General features: G+C 52.0%; 13 protein-coding genes. 10 read left to right on the top strand and 3 right to left on the bottom strand.

The window, feature by feature from the left end; all coding sequences use genetic code 11:
- Positions 1-17: 17 nt before the first annotated feature.
- From JJD41_RS11105 to JJD41_RS24760, 5 genes are all read left to right on the top strand, one after another.
- Positions 18-3,413 carry a PAS domain S-box protein gene (locus tag JJD41_RS11105; RefSeq protein WP_200665971.1) on the top strand — a complete coding sequence of 1,132 codons (3,396 nt, stop codon included), beginning with the start codon at positions 18-20 and terminating at the stop codon, positions 3,411-3,413.
- Positions 3,414-3,908: 495 nt separating this feature from the next.
- A complete protein-coding gene (locus JJD41_RS11100) occupies positions 3,909-4,349 on the top strand; it encodes a response regulator (protein WP_200665970.1) in 441 nt (146 codons plus the stop codon).
- Positions 4,349-4,561, top strand: coding sequence for a response regulator (locus JJD41_RS24770; RefSeq protein ID WP_234488588.1), 213 nt, complete (start codon positions 4,349-4,351; stop codon positions 4,559-4,561). The genes JJD41_RS11100 and JJD41_RS24770 overlap by 1 nt, the downstream gene beginning before the upstream one ends.
- Positions 4,558-5,211: a sensor histidine kinase gene (locus JJD41_RS24765; RefSeq protein ID WP_234488587.1), complete on the top strand. Its 654-nt coding sequence runs from the start codon at positions 4,558-4,560 to the stop codon at positions 5,209-5,211. The genes JJD41_RS24770 and JJD41_RS24765 overlap by 4 nt, the downstream gene beginning before the upstream one ends.
- A gap of 12 nt (positions 5,212-5,223) precedes the next feature.
- Positions 5,224-5,424: a sensor histidine kinase gene (locus tag JJD41_RS24760; protein WP_370583789.1), complete on the top strand. Its 201-nt coding sequence runs from the start codon at positions 5,224-5,226 to the stop codon at positions 5,422-5,424.
- A 138-nt stretch (positions 5,425-5,562) separates the two neighbouring features.
- On the opposite strand, the gene JJD41_RS11090 is transcribed toward JJD41_RS24760, so the two are convergent.
- From JJD41_RS11090 to JJD41_RS25330, 3 genes are read right to left on the bottom strand one after another with little or no spacing between them, the layout of a single operon-like run.
- A complete protein-coding gene (locus JJD41_RS11090; RefSeq protein WP_200665969.1) occupies positions 5,563-5,763 on the bottom strand; it encodes a chlorophyll a/b-binding protein in 201 nt (66 codons plus the stop codon).
- Positions 5,760-6,806, bottom strand: coding sequence for a succinate dehydrogenase/fumarate reductase iron-sulfur subunit (locus JJD41_RS11085; RefSeq protein WP_200665968.1), 1,047 nt, complete (start codon positions 6,804-6,806; stop codon positions 5,760-5,762). The genes JJD41_RS11090 and JJD41_RS11085 overlap by 4 nt, the downstream gene beginning before the upstream one ends.
- Before the next feature lie 21 nt (positions 6,807-6,827).
- The gene (locus JJD41_RS25330) at positions 6,828-6,962 is read right to left on the bottom strand and encodes a hypothetical protein (RefSeq protein WP_255547273.1); all 135 of its coding nucleotides are present in this window, start codon (positions 6,960-6,962) and stop codon (positions 6,828-6,830) included.
- 35 nt (positions 6,963-6,997) lie between these two features.
- Here JJD41_RS25330 and JJD41_RS11080 point away from each other — a divergent pair, with 35 nt between their 5' ends.
- The 5 genes from JJD41_RS11080 to JJD41_RS11060 all read left to right on the top strand — a co-directional run bounded on the left by JJD41_RS11080 (position 6,998) and on the right by JJD41_RS11060 (position 14,561).
- Positions 6,998-7,579, top strand: a complete 582-nt coding sequence (locus JJD41_RS11080) for an RDD family protein (RefSeq protein ID WP_200665967.1) — start codon at positions 6,998-7,000, stop codon at positions 7,577-7,579.
- A 121-nt stretch (positions 7,580-7,700) separates the two neighbouring features.
- Positions 7,701-7,889, top strand: coding sequence for a 50S ribosomal protein L33 (rpmG, locus tag JJD41_RS11075; protein ID WP_168568148.1), 189 nt, complete (start codon positions 7,701-7,703; stop codon positions 7,887-7,889).
- A 100-nt stretch (positions 7,890-7,989) separates the two neighbouring features.
- The gene (gene rpsR / locus JJD41_RS11070; RefSeq protein WP_168568149.1) at positions 7,990-8,205 is read left to right on the top strand and encodes a 30S ribosomal protein S18; all 216 of its coding nucleotides are present in this window, start codon (positions 7,990-7,992) and stop codon (positions 8,203-8,205) included.
- A 393-nt stretch (positions 8,206-8,598) separates the two neighbouring features.
- Positions 8,599-10,620 carry an RNB domain-containing ribonuclease gene (locus tag JJD41_RS11065; RefSeq protein WP_200665966.1) on the top strand — a complete coding sequence of 674 codons (2,022 nt, stop codon included), beginning with the start codon at positions 8,599-8,601 and terminating at the stop codon, positions 10,618-10,620.
- Positions 10,621-10,727: 107 nt separating this feature from the next.
- On the top strand, positions 10,728-14,561 hold the full coding sequence (locus JJD41_RS11060) for a hypothetical protein (protein ID WP_200665965.1): 3,834 nt from the start codon (positions 10,728-10,730) through the stop codon (positions 14,559-14,561).
- The last annotated feature ends 85 nt before the right edge of the window (positions 14,562-14,646 follow it).

Below are 14,646 nucleotides of genomic sequence, written 5' to 3'. Positions count from 1 at the left end.
TATCCTCAGTTGTGCCAATGTTATGCACCTTTTCTCATTCCCGAGACCTGCAAGATCGTTTAACCAAATATCTCGATCGGGTGCGAGAACAATTAAACACGGATCGCGTGCTGATTTATCGCTGCGACGGCGACATCGAAGCTGTTGTCGAAGTCGAATCGGTCAGCTCTTCCTTTCTCTCGATCCTCGGAAAACGGGCCAAGCGTAGCGAAACGGCGATCGAAACTCCGATCGAATGTACTGCTGCTTCCTATTTACAAATTCCACTGAAGGCGAACGAACGGTGGTGGGGCTTCTTCGTCGTCCAGCAGTGCTACAAAGAACGGGAATGGCAAGAGGATGAAGTCCGATATTGTCAAGAATCTGCCTGTCAAGTAGAAAAGGCGATCGATCGCGCCGAATTATTAAAAACTTTAGAATTAGAACGGCAGCAACACCAACAAACTCAACGAAAACTCGAAGCGTTAAAACAACAATACCGACAGCGCGATCGCGAACACCAAGGATCCCGCGATCGCGACGACTCAACGGATTGGTATCGATTCGCGATCGCCCGTTGCAGCGATGCGATCGTCCGGATCTCCCCCGCCGGAATCTGCGAATTTGTCTCGCCAGCGTGTCGGGACTTACTCGATTACGAACCGGAAGAACTGCTCTACAAGCCGATCGCCCGGATTTGCCACCCCGACGACCTCCACCTCCTGCAAGCGGATGGGGACGAGTACCCCTCCCGTCCGTTCATCTGTCGCTTGCGTCGCGAAGACGGTCGCTGGGTTTATTTCAAAACGACCAAAACCGCGATCGCCTCATCATCGGCGAACCGTCAAGACGATCTGCTGGTTTTATTCCAAACCGTCAAAACGCCCAAATCTACTGAATGCGAGTTTTGCGAACTCAATCAGTTGCTCGAAAATCGAGTACGCCAGCGTAATCACCAGCTCCATTTCGCCACTGAGTTACTCAAAAGTCAAAAAGATTTACTCGAAGCGATCGCCCGGATGGACCACTTACCGGATGTGTTCCACGCCCTGATTCACAGTGTAGAAGGGGCTATTCCGGGTTTGCGCTGTGCCATTCTCTTTGTCGATGAGGACGGTATGCACTTGGGTCGGGCGATCGGGCCGAACTTACCCCCAGCTTATCTCGAAGCCCTCGAAGGCTTGCCCGTCGCGCCCAATAGCGGCTGTTGCGGTACGGCAGCTTATTTAGGCGAACCCGTAATCGCGGCGAATATTGCCACCGATCCGCTTTGGGACAATTTCCGCGATCTCGCCTTTGAATACGACTTAAAAGCCTGTTGGTCTCAGCCGATCTTTTCGAGTCAAGGCAAAGTCTTGGCAACCTTTGCCATGTATTACAAGGAAGTGCGCTATCCCTTAGCACTCGATACCGAAGTGATGCAAACGGCGTCCCAGTTGGCGACGACGGCGATCGAATATAACGAGCTAGAACGGGAGCGATCGCGCCTGATCTCGATCGTCGAAGCCTCTACGGACTTCATCGGGACTTCAAGCCCAGACGGCATTTGCCTCTGGAAAAATCGCCAGTTCAAACGCTTCTGCGGACTCGACCCCGAGGCCCCAGTCGTACAACATTCGATTAAAGATTTCCATCCCGATTGGGCTTTAGAAATCGTTCAAACCGAAGGTATCCCCACTGCTAGGCGCGAGGGCATTTGGGTCGGAGAAACCGTAGTCAGATCGCCCAACGGTGTAGAAATCCCCGTTTCTCAAATGATTATTGCCCACAAGGGAAAAACTGGGGCGATCGAGTATTTTTCTACCATCATCCGCGACTTAACCCCGATTTACCAAGAATTAAGTTTACGCCACCAAGCCGAATCTAAACTAGCGTGCAGTTATAACTTACTCGGGACGATCGTCGATTCGACTCCCGATTTAATCTTTGTCAAAGATATCGACAATCGCTATCAGTTTGTCAATCACGCCTTCGCCGCATTCTTAAAGCGCCCTCCCGAAGAGATTGTCGGTTGCGACGATTTCGATTTGTTTCCTCCCGCAATTGCGGAAACCTTTCAAGTCGAAGATCGCGAAATTATAGAATCGGAACAAGGACGAACCTTTGAAGAAACGATCGCCCTTCCAGACGTTGAGTATAGCTATTTAACTACGGTCAATCCCTATTACGATTCCCAAGGCAATCTCCTCGGAATTGTTGGTTTTGGACGCAATATTACCGAGCTCAAACAAGCTCAAGAAACATTGCGCCAGACTAATGAAATCTTAGAAAAACGGGTGGAAGAGCGCACGGCGCAACTGTTGCAAGCGAATCGGAACCTCGCCGAAAGTGAAGAACGCTTGCGCTTGTTTATTGAAAATGCACCGAGCGCGATCGCCATGTTCGATCGCGACATGTGTTATCTGTCCACGAGTAACCGTTGGCTGAGTGATTACCAACTCGAAGATCGAGCCATTCTCGGGCGTTCTCACTACGAAGTTTTCCCAGAAATTCGCGAATCGTGGAAAGTGATTCACCGCCACTGTCTCGCGGGTAACATCGAGCGTTGCGAAGAAGATTGTTTTTGGCGCGCCGACGGGTCGATCCAGTGGTTGCGTTGGGAAATTTATCCCTGGCGCGACCCTCAAGGAAAAATTGGCGGAATTATTATCTTTACTGAAGAGATTACCGAACGCAAACAAGCTCAAGAAAAACTCAAAGCGGCGATCGTCGATCTCGAACGTTCCAATCAAGAATTAGAACAATTTGCTTACGTCGCTTCCCACGATTTACGCGAACCTTTACGCAAAATTAAAAGTTATACCGAATTACTCGCCCAACGTTATAGCGATCGATTCGACGATCGCGCCCAAAAATACATGGATTACATCACCGATGGCGCGACGCGAATGCAAGGGTTAATTCAGGATTTGTTAATTTATTCTCGCGTCGGTCGCGGTGAATTAACGCTCGCTCCAACAGATTTAAATGCGGTCGTTTGTCGTACTTTAAAAGATTTAAGTCATGCGATCGAAGAAACTCAGGCAGAATTGGCGATCTCCTCCCTCCCTACTGTCGCCGTCAATGCCATTCAAATCGGACAACTTTTTCAAAATTTAATTGCCAATGCATTGAAATTTCGTGGCGATCGAACTCCCAAAATTGAGATTAAAGCTACCTGTGGCGATGGTCACTGGATGTTTTCCGTCCGTGATAATGGAATTGGAATGGATCCGGAATACAGCGATCGCATTTTTATTATTTTCCAGCGCTTACACTCCCAACAAGAATATCCTGGAACGGGAATTGGTTTGGCGATTTGTAAAAAGATTGTCGAACGTCATGGCGGTCGCATTTGGGTTGAATCCAAACTCGGCGAAGGAACCTCATTTTATTTTACAATTCCGACAAGAGTCTTTGATGAAAATGACGTTATCTATACTCATTCCACTTGAATTATTGAATCTAGCAAACGTGAATATTATTTTAAATACTGATACTTTCTGTAAACTCATTTAAAGCGTCATTTCCGTGGCAAAATACAGTTACTCAATACTTAGCTTTATTGAGGATCTAACTGACTCTGTGTTCTATCCCTTTAGGTGCGCCAATAATCGCCCCTTGCTATTCCCAAGAGGTTTTAAATCATCGAGAGCGTGCGATCCTCTGGCGATCGTCATCAGTGAGTATAAACTCTCATTTTCGTTATCATTGTCAGACTTATTTATGGCATCGATCGGTAATTGTCTCTACGATTTGCTCTTCAGGCGATCGATAGGAGACCATCGCGATGTTTGAATAAGAATCGAATTTTCTCAACGGAACTTCTACAAAAAACTGATTTAAATGTTGCTACAAATATAGCAACAATTTTGGGATCGAGAGCGATCGGGACATTCTATATAAGATCGGTTAACCTAAGAAGGTAGACCAAATAAGGCGACCTAGGGATGGTGAATCGTACTTTTACAATTTTGTTAGTTGAAGACGACGAAGCAGATGTCGGCTTATTTGAAGAAGCCTTAAGCGAAGTTTCGATTTCTGTCGAACTCAAAGTGGTTAATAATGGCATTAAAGCCAAAAAGTATTTATTAAAAGAAGATGAATATTCACGAGAACCTTTACCGGATATGATTATCTTAGATCTGAATCTTCCCAGAAAAAATGGCCGCGAGCTTCTGGCAGAAATCAAAAACGAACCCTATTTAAAAAGCATCCCGGTCATAATTTTTACCACTTCAGATCTGGAAGAAGATGTTTTAAAATGTTATAACGCTGGTGCAAATTGCTATATCACTAAACCCTCGGGATTAAATACATTTTTTCAAGTCGTCGAAACCCTCTGTTATTTTTGGCTGACCACTGTCAAGCTACCTCCCAGGAGACCCTAATGATTGATGGCAGTTTTTCCCAAAATATTGACGTTCTGCTGGTTGAAGACGATCTGGGAGATGCCGATCTCATCGAAGATTATCTAGACTCTATCCCCGAATTCTCATTTGAGTTAAAACGGTGCGTTCGCTTGCAGGAAGCCTTACAAAGAGCGAAACATCATTTGATATTGTTTTACTGGACTTATCACTACCCGACAGTTATGGGTTGAAGACCGTTCGCAAAATCTACGAATTTGCGCCGAATTTACCGATTGTCATTCTCAGTGGATTGGAAGATCGAGAGTTTGCGATCGAAGTGGTGCACAAAGGCGCTCAAGATTATCTAGTTAAAGGAGAGTTTGACAGCGATATTCTCGTGCGTTCTATCCACTACGCGATCGAACGGGCTAAGGTTTTAAGATTGCTCGATCGCAAAGATAAAGAACTACAAGAAGCTAACCAACAGTTAGAACAGAAAGTCAAAGAGCGCACCGAGCAGTTAGAAAAGGCAAATTTACAACTTCGTATGGCTCAATTACAACTGCGCCGATGTTTGGAAGAAGAGCAAGAAATGAATGAGTTAAAATCGCGGATTATTACTTCAATTTCCCACGAATATCGCACGCCCTTAACGACGATCGCTTCTTCTACAGAACTGTTGGAATATTACAGCCATAAGTGGACTGAGGAGAAAAAGCAAAAACATTTTACCCGCATTAAAAACAGCATCAAACAGATGACGGATCTGGTAGATGCCATGTTCTTTCTGAATCAAGCCCAATCCGATCGCCTGGAATTTAACCCGACGGCGATCGACCTGGGCGAGTTATTGCGGCAAATTCTAGAGGAACAAGAAACCCTAATCGAAAATTTGGAGTGAATTGAGTTAGAATTGGTCGGAGATTTGAGCGCGGTTGTATTTGACCACTTTTATCGAGCTAGCGTCGGTTCGATTTCCGGAACTGGACTCGGTTTAGCAATTGTCCAGAAATGCGTGGAAATCCACCACGGTGCAATCTCTGTTACCAGTGAGTTGGACCGGGGCAGCACTTTTGAGGTGTCGTTACCGTTGAGTGATGAAGGTGAACAATGAAGCTGAAGAATAAAAACAGATCTTCCCACTGGGTTGCCGATCTTCTCCAATCGACTATCAATGTCCGTCAATGTATCAATTGGCGATCGCCAAGAGAACGATCGCCCGCCGTAGAAATTCCGGGCGATCGCCGATTTTTTAACGCAATCCCAACCAGGAAAACAAATCCTGGTGGGTGACAAACTCTAAAAACAATAAGCCAAAAAAGGCTAACATCGCCAAACGTCCGTTAATGCGTTCGGCGTATTCCGTCCATCCGAACGCGGGTTCGGGTTCCGGGGGTTGTTCCGTCGGAGTGGGAACTTCAGATACTTCTGTTTCAGTGTTTTCGACACTCATAATTTCGATTCGATAGGCTCACTAGATTGAGATTCCACTTTGCGAACCGCTTCGATCAGCGATCGCACTTCGTTCGTTCCTTCCGAAGGCTCGAAGGTGAAGGGAAACTTGCGATGGGTGACCATTCGCAAGCCGACCGGGCCGAGACTGAGTAAGCCGCGCAGGTCCCGGAAGAAATTCCCTACTACTAATAAAGCAAATTTGCGCTCGTCAACCCAGCCCCCTCGCTCGACTAAATCGACTAAAACCTTGCGGTGGCGGACGGGACGGGAATGATCGCGATCGCGGCGATCGAGGATTTCGTGTTTGACTTGCCCGATTCGATCCATCGGGGCGACCTCCATCGGACAGACCGCATTGCAGTAATAACAGCGCGTGCATCCCCAGACCCCAGATTGGGTGTTGTCGTACTGATTTAAACGTTCTTCGGTGCGGTCGTCGCGGGAATCGGCGATCGCCCGGTAGGCTTTGGCGAGGGCGTGAGGGCCGACAAAATCGGGATTGACTTCGCGGGCGTTACATTCGGAATAACAGGCGCCGCAAAGGATGCAATTGCCCACGGCGTCGAGTCGGGCTCGTTCTTCGGGGGATTGCAAGAACTCCCGTTCGGGAACTTGGCGCGATCGCGTGCTGACGTAGGGATCGACCGCTTCTAAGTTCTCCCAGAATTGGGTCATATCGACGACGAGATCTTTAATCACGGGCATATTCCCCATGGGGGCGATCGTGATTTCCGGGATCGAATCGTCGGTCTCCTGACCGGGATCGGAGCTTTGAGATTGGCGAATGTTTTGCAAGCGGGCAACTTCGGCGCCGATATTCTCTTTACAGGCTAAAGTCGATCGCCCGTTGATTCTCATCGCACAGCTTCCGCAAATGGTATTGCGGCAATTTTTACGGAAAGCGAGGGTGCCATCTTGCTCCCATTTAATCCGATTGAGACAGTCGAGAACGGTACTGCCCTCACTAACGTCGAGTTGGTATTCTTGAACAGTGGGGGCGCTATGGGGATTCTGTCGAATTATTTTAAATAAAACTTGCATGGTGTAGAAGGGGTGAACGAGTCACGCAACACAGAAAGAATGACGGGGACGGCGATGGACGAGCGATCGCACGGGGGTACTCGATCCAGTGTACGGCCCGATCGCCCCTCGGATGGCGGGGAGTGGAATCGATGCGATCGGGCGATCGCCTGTCAAGATAGATCTGTAGGCACTCGCGAGCGTGACAACTCATGGATACTGAACCCCCCGTCTACAAACGCTTTCCCCGCGTGGGACTCGGACGACGGGCCGCCGCCTTCATCGTCGATTATTGGGTCGTTTCGTTACTCAGTTCCCTCGCCGGAGATGCGAACCGCCCGGGAATCGAACTGTCTCAGGGGATTTTATTCGTGATTTTATGGTTGGGAATGCGCGGCATTCTCGCGATGGTCAACCAGGGGCAAAGTTTGGGGCGGTGGGCTTTCGATATGAAATTAATCGAAACAAGATTTGGGAGAAGACCGCTTTTACTCGATTTAGCCAAACGGGAGGCGATCGCCGGATTGGGCGCCCTACTCGCGGCGATCGGATTGACCAACGTCAGCCCCGGGGATGGAACCGGGATCTTGTTTTTACTCCCCTTGGCGATCGACTGTAGCGCCACCTTGAGCGATCCGATGCTCCAGCGTACCTTACACGATCGCGCCGCCGGGACGATGGTAGTGGCCACCCGGCGCGGCTTTTCCCTCGATCTCAAACTCAAACACGGCTATTTCAAACTGCGTCAGGCGATCGATCGCCAATTGCAAAATCGGGGTCGGGGCGATCGCTAATTCCCCTTGCTAGGGAGCCGAACCCCGAAAAAATTCGCTTCGCCCTTGTAGAACACCTCATTTTTATGAGATAATCATCATTCGTGTTTAAATTTATTAGCATTTTAGAGCGAGTAAACCTATGGCTAAGGGTGTCCGTGTCATAGTGACGTTGGAATGCACTGAGTGTCGCACAAATACTGACAAACGCTCTGCGGGAGTCTCGCGATACACCACTCAGAAAAATCGTCGCAACACCACGTCACGGCTAGAACTCAAAAAGTTCTGCACGCACTGCAACAAACATACGATTCACAAAGAAATCAAGTAACTAAGACGTTCCACCCCAAGCGGTATCGGCGTCTTCAGGCATTCGTTTCGTCTGCCTGTCCGTTGTTCTCGATCCTGTAAAGAAGAGCTGTCCAAGTCCTATGGCTTATTATCGTCGTCGTGTTTCTCCGATTAAACCAGGCGAACCCATCGACTACAAAGATGTCGAACTGCTGCGTAAATTCATCACCGAACGCGGCAAAATTCTCCCCCGGCGGATTACGGGTTTAACCGCCAAACAACAGCGAGATTTGACCAAATCGATCAAACGCGCTCGCATCCTCGCCCTGTTGCCCTTTGTTAACAAAGAAGGGTAAACCGAGACTGGAACAGTCCGGCATCGGGCGATCGCCACCTCCCAAGTTTAACTTTTTGAGGAGTTTGGGGAGCAGTAAGTCCCGCTCAAAAATTTTCAATTGAGCGTTGGGATCTACGGACTCCCCAAACATGGTAGAATCCGGCTACCTGACCGGGCCGGAAATTGCGAAAACCAAGCTAGCTCCATACAAGTTTTTTGGTACAGCCCGTGCTTTCCTAAATCTAAAGGAACTCGGATAGTAGCGATCGCCTAGAGGTAAGACCGACAAGTTCGCTTGGAAGCCATCGATGTGGGTTGTTGCCCGAGCTGTATTCTGTGAATCAGCCTGGGTTGTCAACAACCCATTGTTTCAAAGACAATGCAGACACTCAGACACTGATTTTTAAGGCTCGTGGAGAAGGGAACGCTGCTCGAATACCGACTGCAAGGAGAACGCCGTCTCGCCGTGGCGGATCGTCCGGATGGGAAAAAGAACTGGATCGTCATCGACGAATTCGGTCAGTCCCAAAGCCTACCTCCTCGCCAAATCAGTTACGAAGTCACGGGAGAACAGTACAAACCGACGGATATCCCCCGTTTTCGGGAAGACGCCGAGCCGTATATCGACCCGTCGAGTTTGGAAGTCGCCTGGGAAATTCTCGTCGAAGAAGGACAGGGAGTGAACCCGCCGGAACTGGCGCAATTTCTGTTTTCCGAACAAACCCCAGTGGCGTGTTACGCCGCCTATTTACTACTGTCGGAAGATAAACTTTACTTCAAACAGAAGGGCGATCGCTACGAACCTCGCCCGGTCTCTCAAGTCAACGACCTCAAACATCAACAAGAAGTCGAACGGCAAAAACAACAAGAATGGGAAGAATTCGTCGCTCGGGTCGAGCGCAGTTTGGCTGGGGAACAAGCCGAATGGTCGAATAGCGATCGCATCCGCATCGAAGCCCTAGAACGCTACGCAGCTCAGGGAGAAGACGCCAAAGATCGAGCGACCGCTAAAGAAACCCTCAGCGCCTTAGAACGTCCCGACAGTTCTCAAGGTGCTTTTGATTTATTGGTCGATTTGGGTCTGTGGAGCGAACACGAAAACCTATTCGTGCGGCGCACTCAGCTTCCCACGTATTTCTCTACTAAGGTACTCGAAGTGGCTCACCGTTGTCTGACCTCCCCTCCACCGGATCCCGACGCCGACAACCGCCTCGACTTGACCCACTTAAAGGTGTACACCATCGACGACGAAAGCACCGAGGAGATCGACGACGGCTTGAGCGTGGAGTCCCTCGAAGACGGGCGCCAACGACTTTGGGTACACATTGCCGACCCCACGCGCTGGCTGACCCCCGGCGACGAACTCGATTTAGAAGCGCGCCGACGCTGCACCACGGTTTACCTCCCCACGGGCATGGTTCCCATGTTTCCGCCGGAACTCGCCACCGGACCGATGAGCTTAGTTCAGGGGAAAATTTGTCCGGCGCTCAGTTTCGGTATTGTCTTGGACGATAACGGCGCCGTCGAAGACTACACGATTCACCCGAGCACGATCAAACCGACCTATCGCCTCACCTACCACGATGTCGATGAAATGCTCCAACTCGGCATTCAAGCGGAGCCGGAAATTGCCCAAATTGCCGAATCGGCCAAAAAACGGCAGCAATGGCGCGACTCCCAAGGGGCGATCGCCATTTCCATGCCCGAATCGACGATTAAAGTCTGCGGCGACGAAATCTTCGTCGAAGTCCTCGACGATTCCCCCGCCCGCCAACTGGTCGCCGAAATGATGATCCTCACCGGGGAAGTCGCCGGACATTTCGGTCAACGGGAAAATATTCCCCTGCCGTTTCGTTCCCAACCGACCCCGGAACTGCCGCCCCCAGAAGAATTGCAACTGTTGCCCCCCGGTCCGGTGCGTGCTTGCGCGATCCGGCGCTGTATGCCCCGCAGCGAAATGAGTACGAAGCCGGGACGCCATGCGAGTTTAGCTTTGGATAACTACACTCAAGTTACCTCGCCGATTCGCCGCTACAGCGATTTACTGGCTCATTTTCAAATTAAGGCGTACTTGCGCGGGGACGAGGTGCCGTTTTCTTCCCAAGACCTGCAAGACGTGATGCTGTCGATCTCCAGTTCGATCAAAGAAGCCTCTGTCGTCGAACGCCAAACCAATCGGTATTGGGCCTTGGAATATCTGCGCCGTCATCCGAACCAAGTGTGGCAAGTGCTGGTCTTGCGCTGGCTGCGCGAAGAAGAAAACTTAGGGCTGATCTTGTTAGAAGAGTTGGGAATGGAACTGCCCTGGCGCTTCCCGCGTGCGGTCTCGTTAGGGGAACGCCTGGAAGTGCAGGTCACGCACTCCGACCCGCGCGAAGATCAAATTAATTTCCAAGAAATGCTCTATCAAACTGCTCAAACTTCGATTAACTGAGGTTTTGGACGATCGCCCCTACGGACGATCGGGCAACTGGCATAACTAAAAACGGGAATGCCGAACCACAGAGGGGATAATCGGGTAACGCCCTCGGTATCCGTACCATGTCCTCTCGAAAGCATCCCCTGATTTCCGTCTATCTAGACGTATCCAGTGGCGATCCCCACCTGATCGATCGCCTCGACACCCTGATCGGTTGGGGGTGGCTGACCGACGACCAGGCTAAAGTTTTAGCGCTACAGTATTTCAGCGAAGCTTTACCCGAACCCTCTGAGGTTGAGACCCCGCCTCAGACCGCCGCCAGCCCGCCGCCGCCGCCACCGCCTCCGAGGCGATCGCCCGAACTGCTGCGATCGCTCAAAGCGGAATTTAGCGTGCGGTGGTTACTATTTTTAGGCGTGTTTATGGTGGCGATCTCCTCCGTCGTCCTCGCCGCCAGTCAGTGGGAACGCTTCGACCGTACCGCGCAATATTTAGTCTTATTCACCTATACCGGAGTGTTTTGGGGCGTCAGCCAGTGGGCGAAACGCCGGGATAACTTACAATTAACCGCCCGAACCTTAGAAATTATCGGCGTTTTGCTCGTTCCAGTCAACTTTTGGGCGATCGACGGCTTCGGGTTGTGGAATCACTGGGGAGGATGGCTGACGATCGCGATCGCCACCCCAGTTTTAGGTACCATCATCGCGCGCTATCCCCCTTGGCACGATCGCCGATCCTACAAGTTCGGGACGGGCGCCGTTTACCTCGCCAGCGCGATCGCCCATTGGGGGTGGACCTTCGTCAACTGGCCCGTGTCAGCCATTTATCTCAGTATCGCCCTCACAGGGGTCACGATCGCCATCCCCCGCCGAATCGCGATCGCCGATAGCTTATTCCTGCTTTACGCCACGATAATTTTACTCGGACGCGGTATCGTCCTCGTCCCCTTGCCCCCAGAGTCCCTCGGTCTGGCCGTCGGCGCGATCGGCTGGATCGTTTTAACATTGCACGAAAAACATAAAACTCTTCAAAAACCCTCGAAAATCAAACCTCCGGCCATCGTCACCCTCGGCCTACTACTGCTCGTAAGCGGCTGGCTGCTTTCCATTGAAACCCTGACTTGGCAGAGCCTCGGCGTCAGTCTGCTCGCCTTGTGGTGGTTGGGCGATCGCCTCCGCCACAGTTTCAACGTCGGCGAAACGATCGCCCTATTTTTTATCGGCTTGCAAGCCTATTGGCTGACTCGCGATTTAATTCCCCCCGTGGTGCGCTCCGGCGCCTTCTCCACCGGAACCCAACTGACCGCCTCCCAATCTCATCCCTGGGTACTCCTGAGTCTGACCCTGTTACCCTATCTGTTCCTCGTTCTCTGGGTCGGCGATCGCTTCTACGCCCATACTCCCGGCGATTCTGCTGTGGAGACCGTACGCGAACGCCAACGGGATGCTCGAAAATGCGCCATTACCCTAGACCTGCTGACCGCCATTTTTGCCCTCCTTTTAGGACTGCTCGGCAGCGCCAACCCACCCACGCGATCGCTCTACCTGCTCGCCAGCAGCGCCACCCTAGCCGTTCTCACCGTCCGCCGCGCGTCGCTTCCCCTCAACCCGATCCAACCGCGCCTCCTCCTCTACCTGACCCATTTCGGCATCCTCCTCAGCGCCAGTTCCCTGCTCGATTGGGCAATTCCGGGCCTGTCCGCGCGCGCCTGGGGGAGCGTTCTCACCGCCACCGCGATCGCCGAGTGGGGGCTCAGTGCCACCTTCAACCGCTTAGGGACAGAAGATCGCCCCCGGTTTTGCTGGCGAACGACCCTCGCAGAAAGCGGCTTATATTTCGGTTTGGGCTTGGCGAGTTTGAGTTATTTGGGATTTCAAAATATCTATCTCCTCGACGGTTCCAGCTTGGGAAATGGGGGCTTAGTTTGGTTTGCGATTCCGATCGCCCTCAGTGCGATCGCCGATCGCTTGCCCCTCGATCCTCGCCTCGGTCGCACCTTGGCGACGATCGCCACGATCGCCGCCGTTACGTTAACCACCACCACCGACGCCACCCGCTTGATGGGGTTCGGACTCGCCACGATCTTGTCCGTCGTCAATACGCGATCGCTCAAACGGATCCCGACTGCGGCGATCGCCGTCGGCTTCGGACTGTTATTTTGCGCTCAATTTTTGGCGATCGGGGTCTGGGGAATCCCCCCGATTTCCGGTCAAAACTGGTGGCTCGTCCTTTCCGGGGCGATCGCGACCTTTACCCTCGTCGAGCCGCCTTTACGCCGTCGGGGGACGCCTCTGAGCCAAGTTTACGCCCGCAGTGTCGGCGGCTGGGCGATCGCCTTGGGGGCGATCGAACTGCTGTTCCTGTCGATTCATACCGTCGGTATTTTTTCTGACTACAGCACCCCGGAGATCCCCATCCTCCTCGCCAACGGGATTCTACTCGCGGCGATCGCCCTTCGACTGCCTAGGCAGCCCTCGGACTGGGCGATCTTGGCCTTTGGCTGGGCCTTGGAATCCGCCGTAGCGCAAACCGTGGGCTACTTCGATCTCTCGGTGTTGAGCTTGGGCGTCGCCAATATCGCCCTCGGACTGGTCACCCAGTGGATTTCCCAATGGTGGTATCGTGCCACCGAACGCCCGTTCCCCCAATTGTGGCAAGCAATTCCCTTAGTTTACGGCGTTTTGGGGGTGTTACTGCGATCGGGAACTGCCACCGCCTGGACGGGATTGACCAGCTTCGGTTTGGCGGCGATCGCCCTCGGCGTCGGACGGCGATCGCCCGCCGCGAAGCCCGTCTTATACGCTGGGATCGCCGGGATTTCCGCCGCCGCCTTCGAGCTAACGTGGTATCAAGTCGCTCCCTTGGCCCTCGGCGATCGCCTCGTTTTAGTCGCCACCCTCGCCAGCGCGATCGCCTATATTTATCACGTCGTCAAACGCCCATTCAGCCGTTATTTCGGCTTACCCGTAGCTGAAGTGGAGGCGATCGCTCACCTGCATTGGGCGATCGGCAGCATCGTCCTCGTCGATAGCATCTCCCGTCCGATCGCACAAACGAGCTGGGTGGCGTTGGGAACCGGGGCGCTGTTAAGCCGCTACGCGAACGCCCGAGGACGGGATCTGCAAGCGGGAATCGCTGCCGAAATGTGGGTTTATGCCGGAATTGCCGAAGCCTCCGCCGTCATTGTCTATCTCATCGTGCGATTGCCCGCCGTCTGGCAACAGACCGCGATCGTTTGGGGCGGGTCGATCGCCTCGTGTATCGCCTATTTCCTCTATTTCTTGCCCTGGGAACGGTGGGGATGGCCCGCGCGACCTTGGCGTTATACTGCGTTACTTTGGCCCGCGATCGCCGCCATTTGGACGAGCCAATTTTGCGAAGTCACCGCCTATCCTTGGTATATTTCCGCCGCGATCGTCGTCTCCTTTTACGGCTTTCTCAGTCGCCGCGATCGCAACCTCCGGATCGGTTATACCGCGATCGCCCTCCTCAATTGGGCAATCTGGCGCGGTCTCGGCGCCCTCCAACTCAGCGATCCCCTCTGGTTCGTCCTCCCCCCGTCCGCCTCCTTACTGTACCTGGCCGCCGTCGATCCCTGGTTGACCAGCCGACGACAACCGCGCCACTTCGTGCGAATTTTCGCCACGGGTTTAGTTTGTATCGTCCTCTTTTTCCAAGGGAATTGGGTTCTGACCGGATTGGTCAGTTTGGGCTTTATCTTTGCCGGATTGATGTTTCGAGTTCGGGCTTTTCTTTATATCGGAACGGGGACATTTTTACTCAACGCGATCGAACGGCTGATTTTTCTCAATACTCTGTCTTTTTTCATGCGATCGCTGGTCGGTTTGACTGTCGGTGTTTTCTTAATTTGGATGGCAGCAACGTTTGAAACTCGACGAGAACAAATAATTAGCTTTGTCCAAAATTGGTTAGTGGAATTAAAACAATGGGAATGAGGTAATTTTAGATTTTAGATGGTGTAATTGTAGATTGGCATTGTTTTCGCGGGCAAGATGCCCCTCCCCCAGAGGTTTATTCCTT

The sequence above is a fragment of the Oxynema mangrovii CENA135 genome (assembly GCF_016632315.1).
Classification (GTDB): domain Bacteria; phylum Cyanobacteriota; class Cyanobacteriia; order Cyanobacteriales; family Laspinemataceae; genus Oxynema; species Oxynema aestuarii.
Note: the sequence above shows the minus strand (reverse complement) of the source record. Positions and strands in the feature narration are given on the sequence as shown.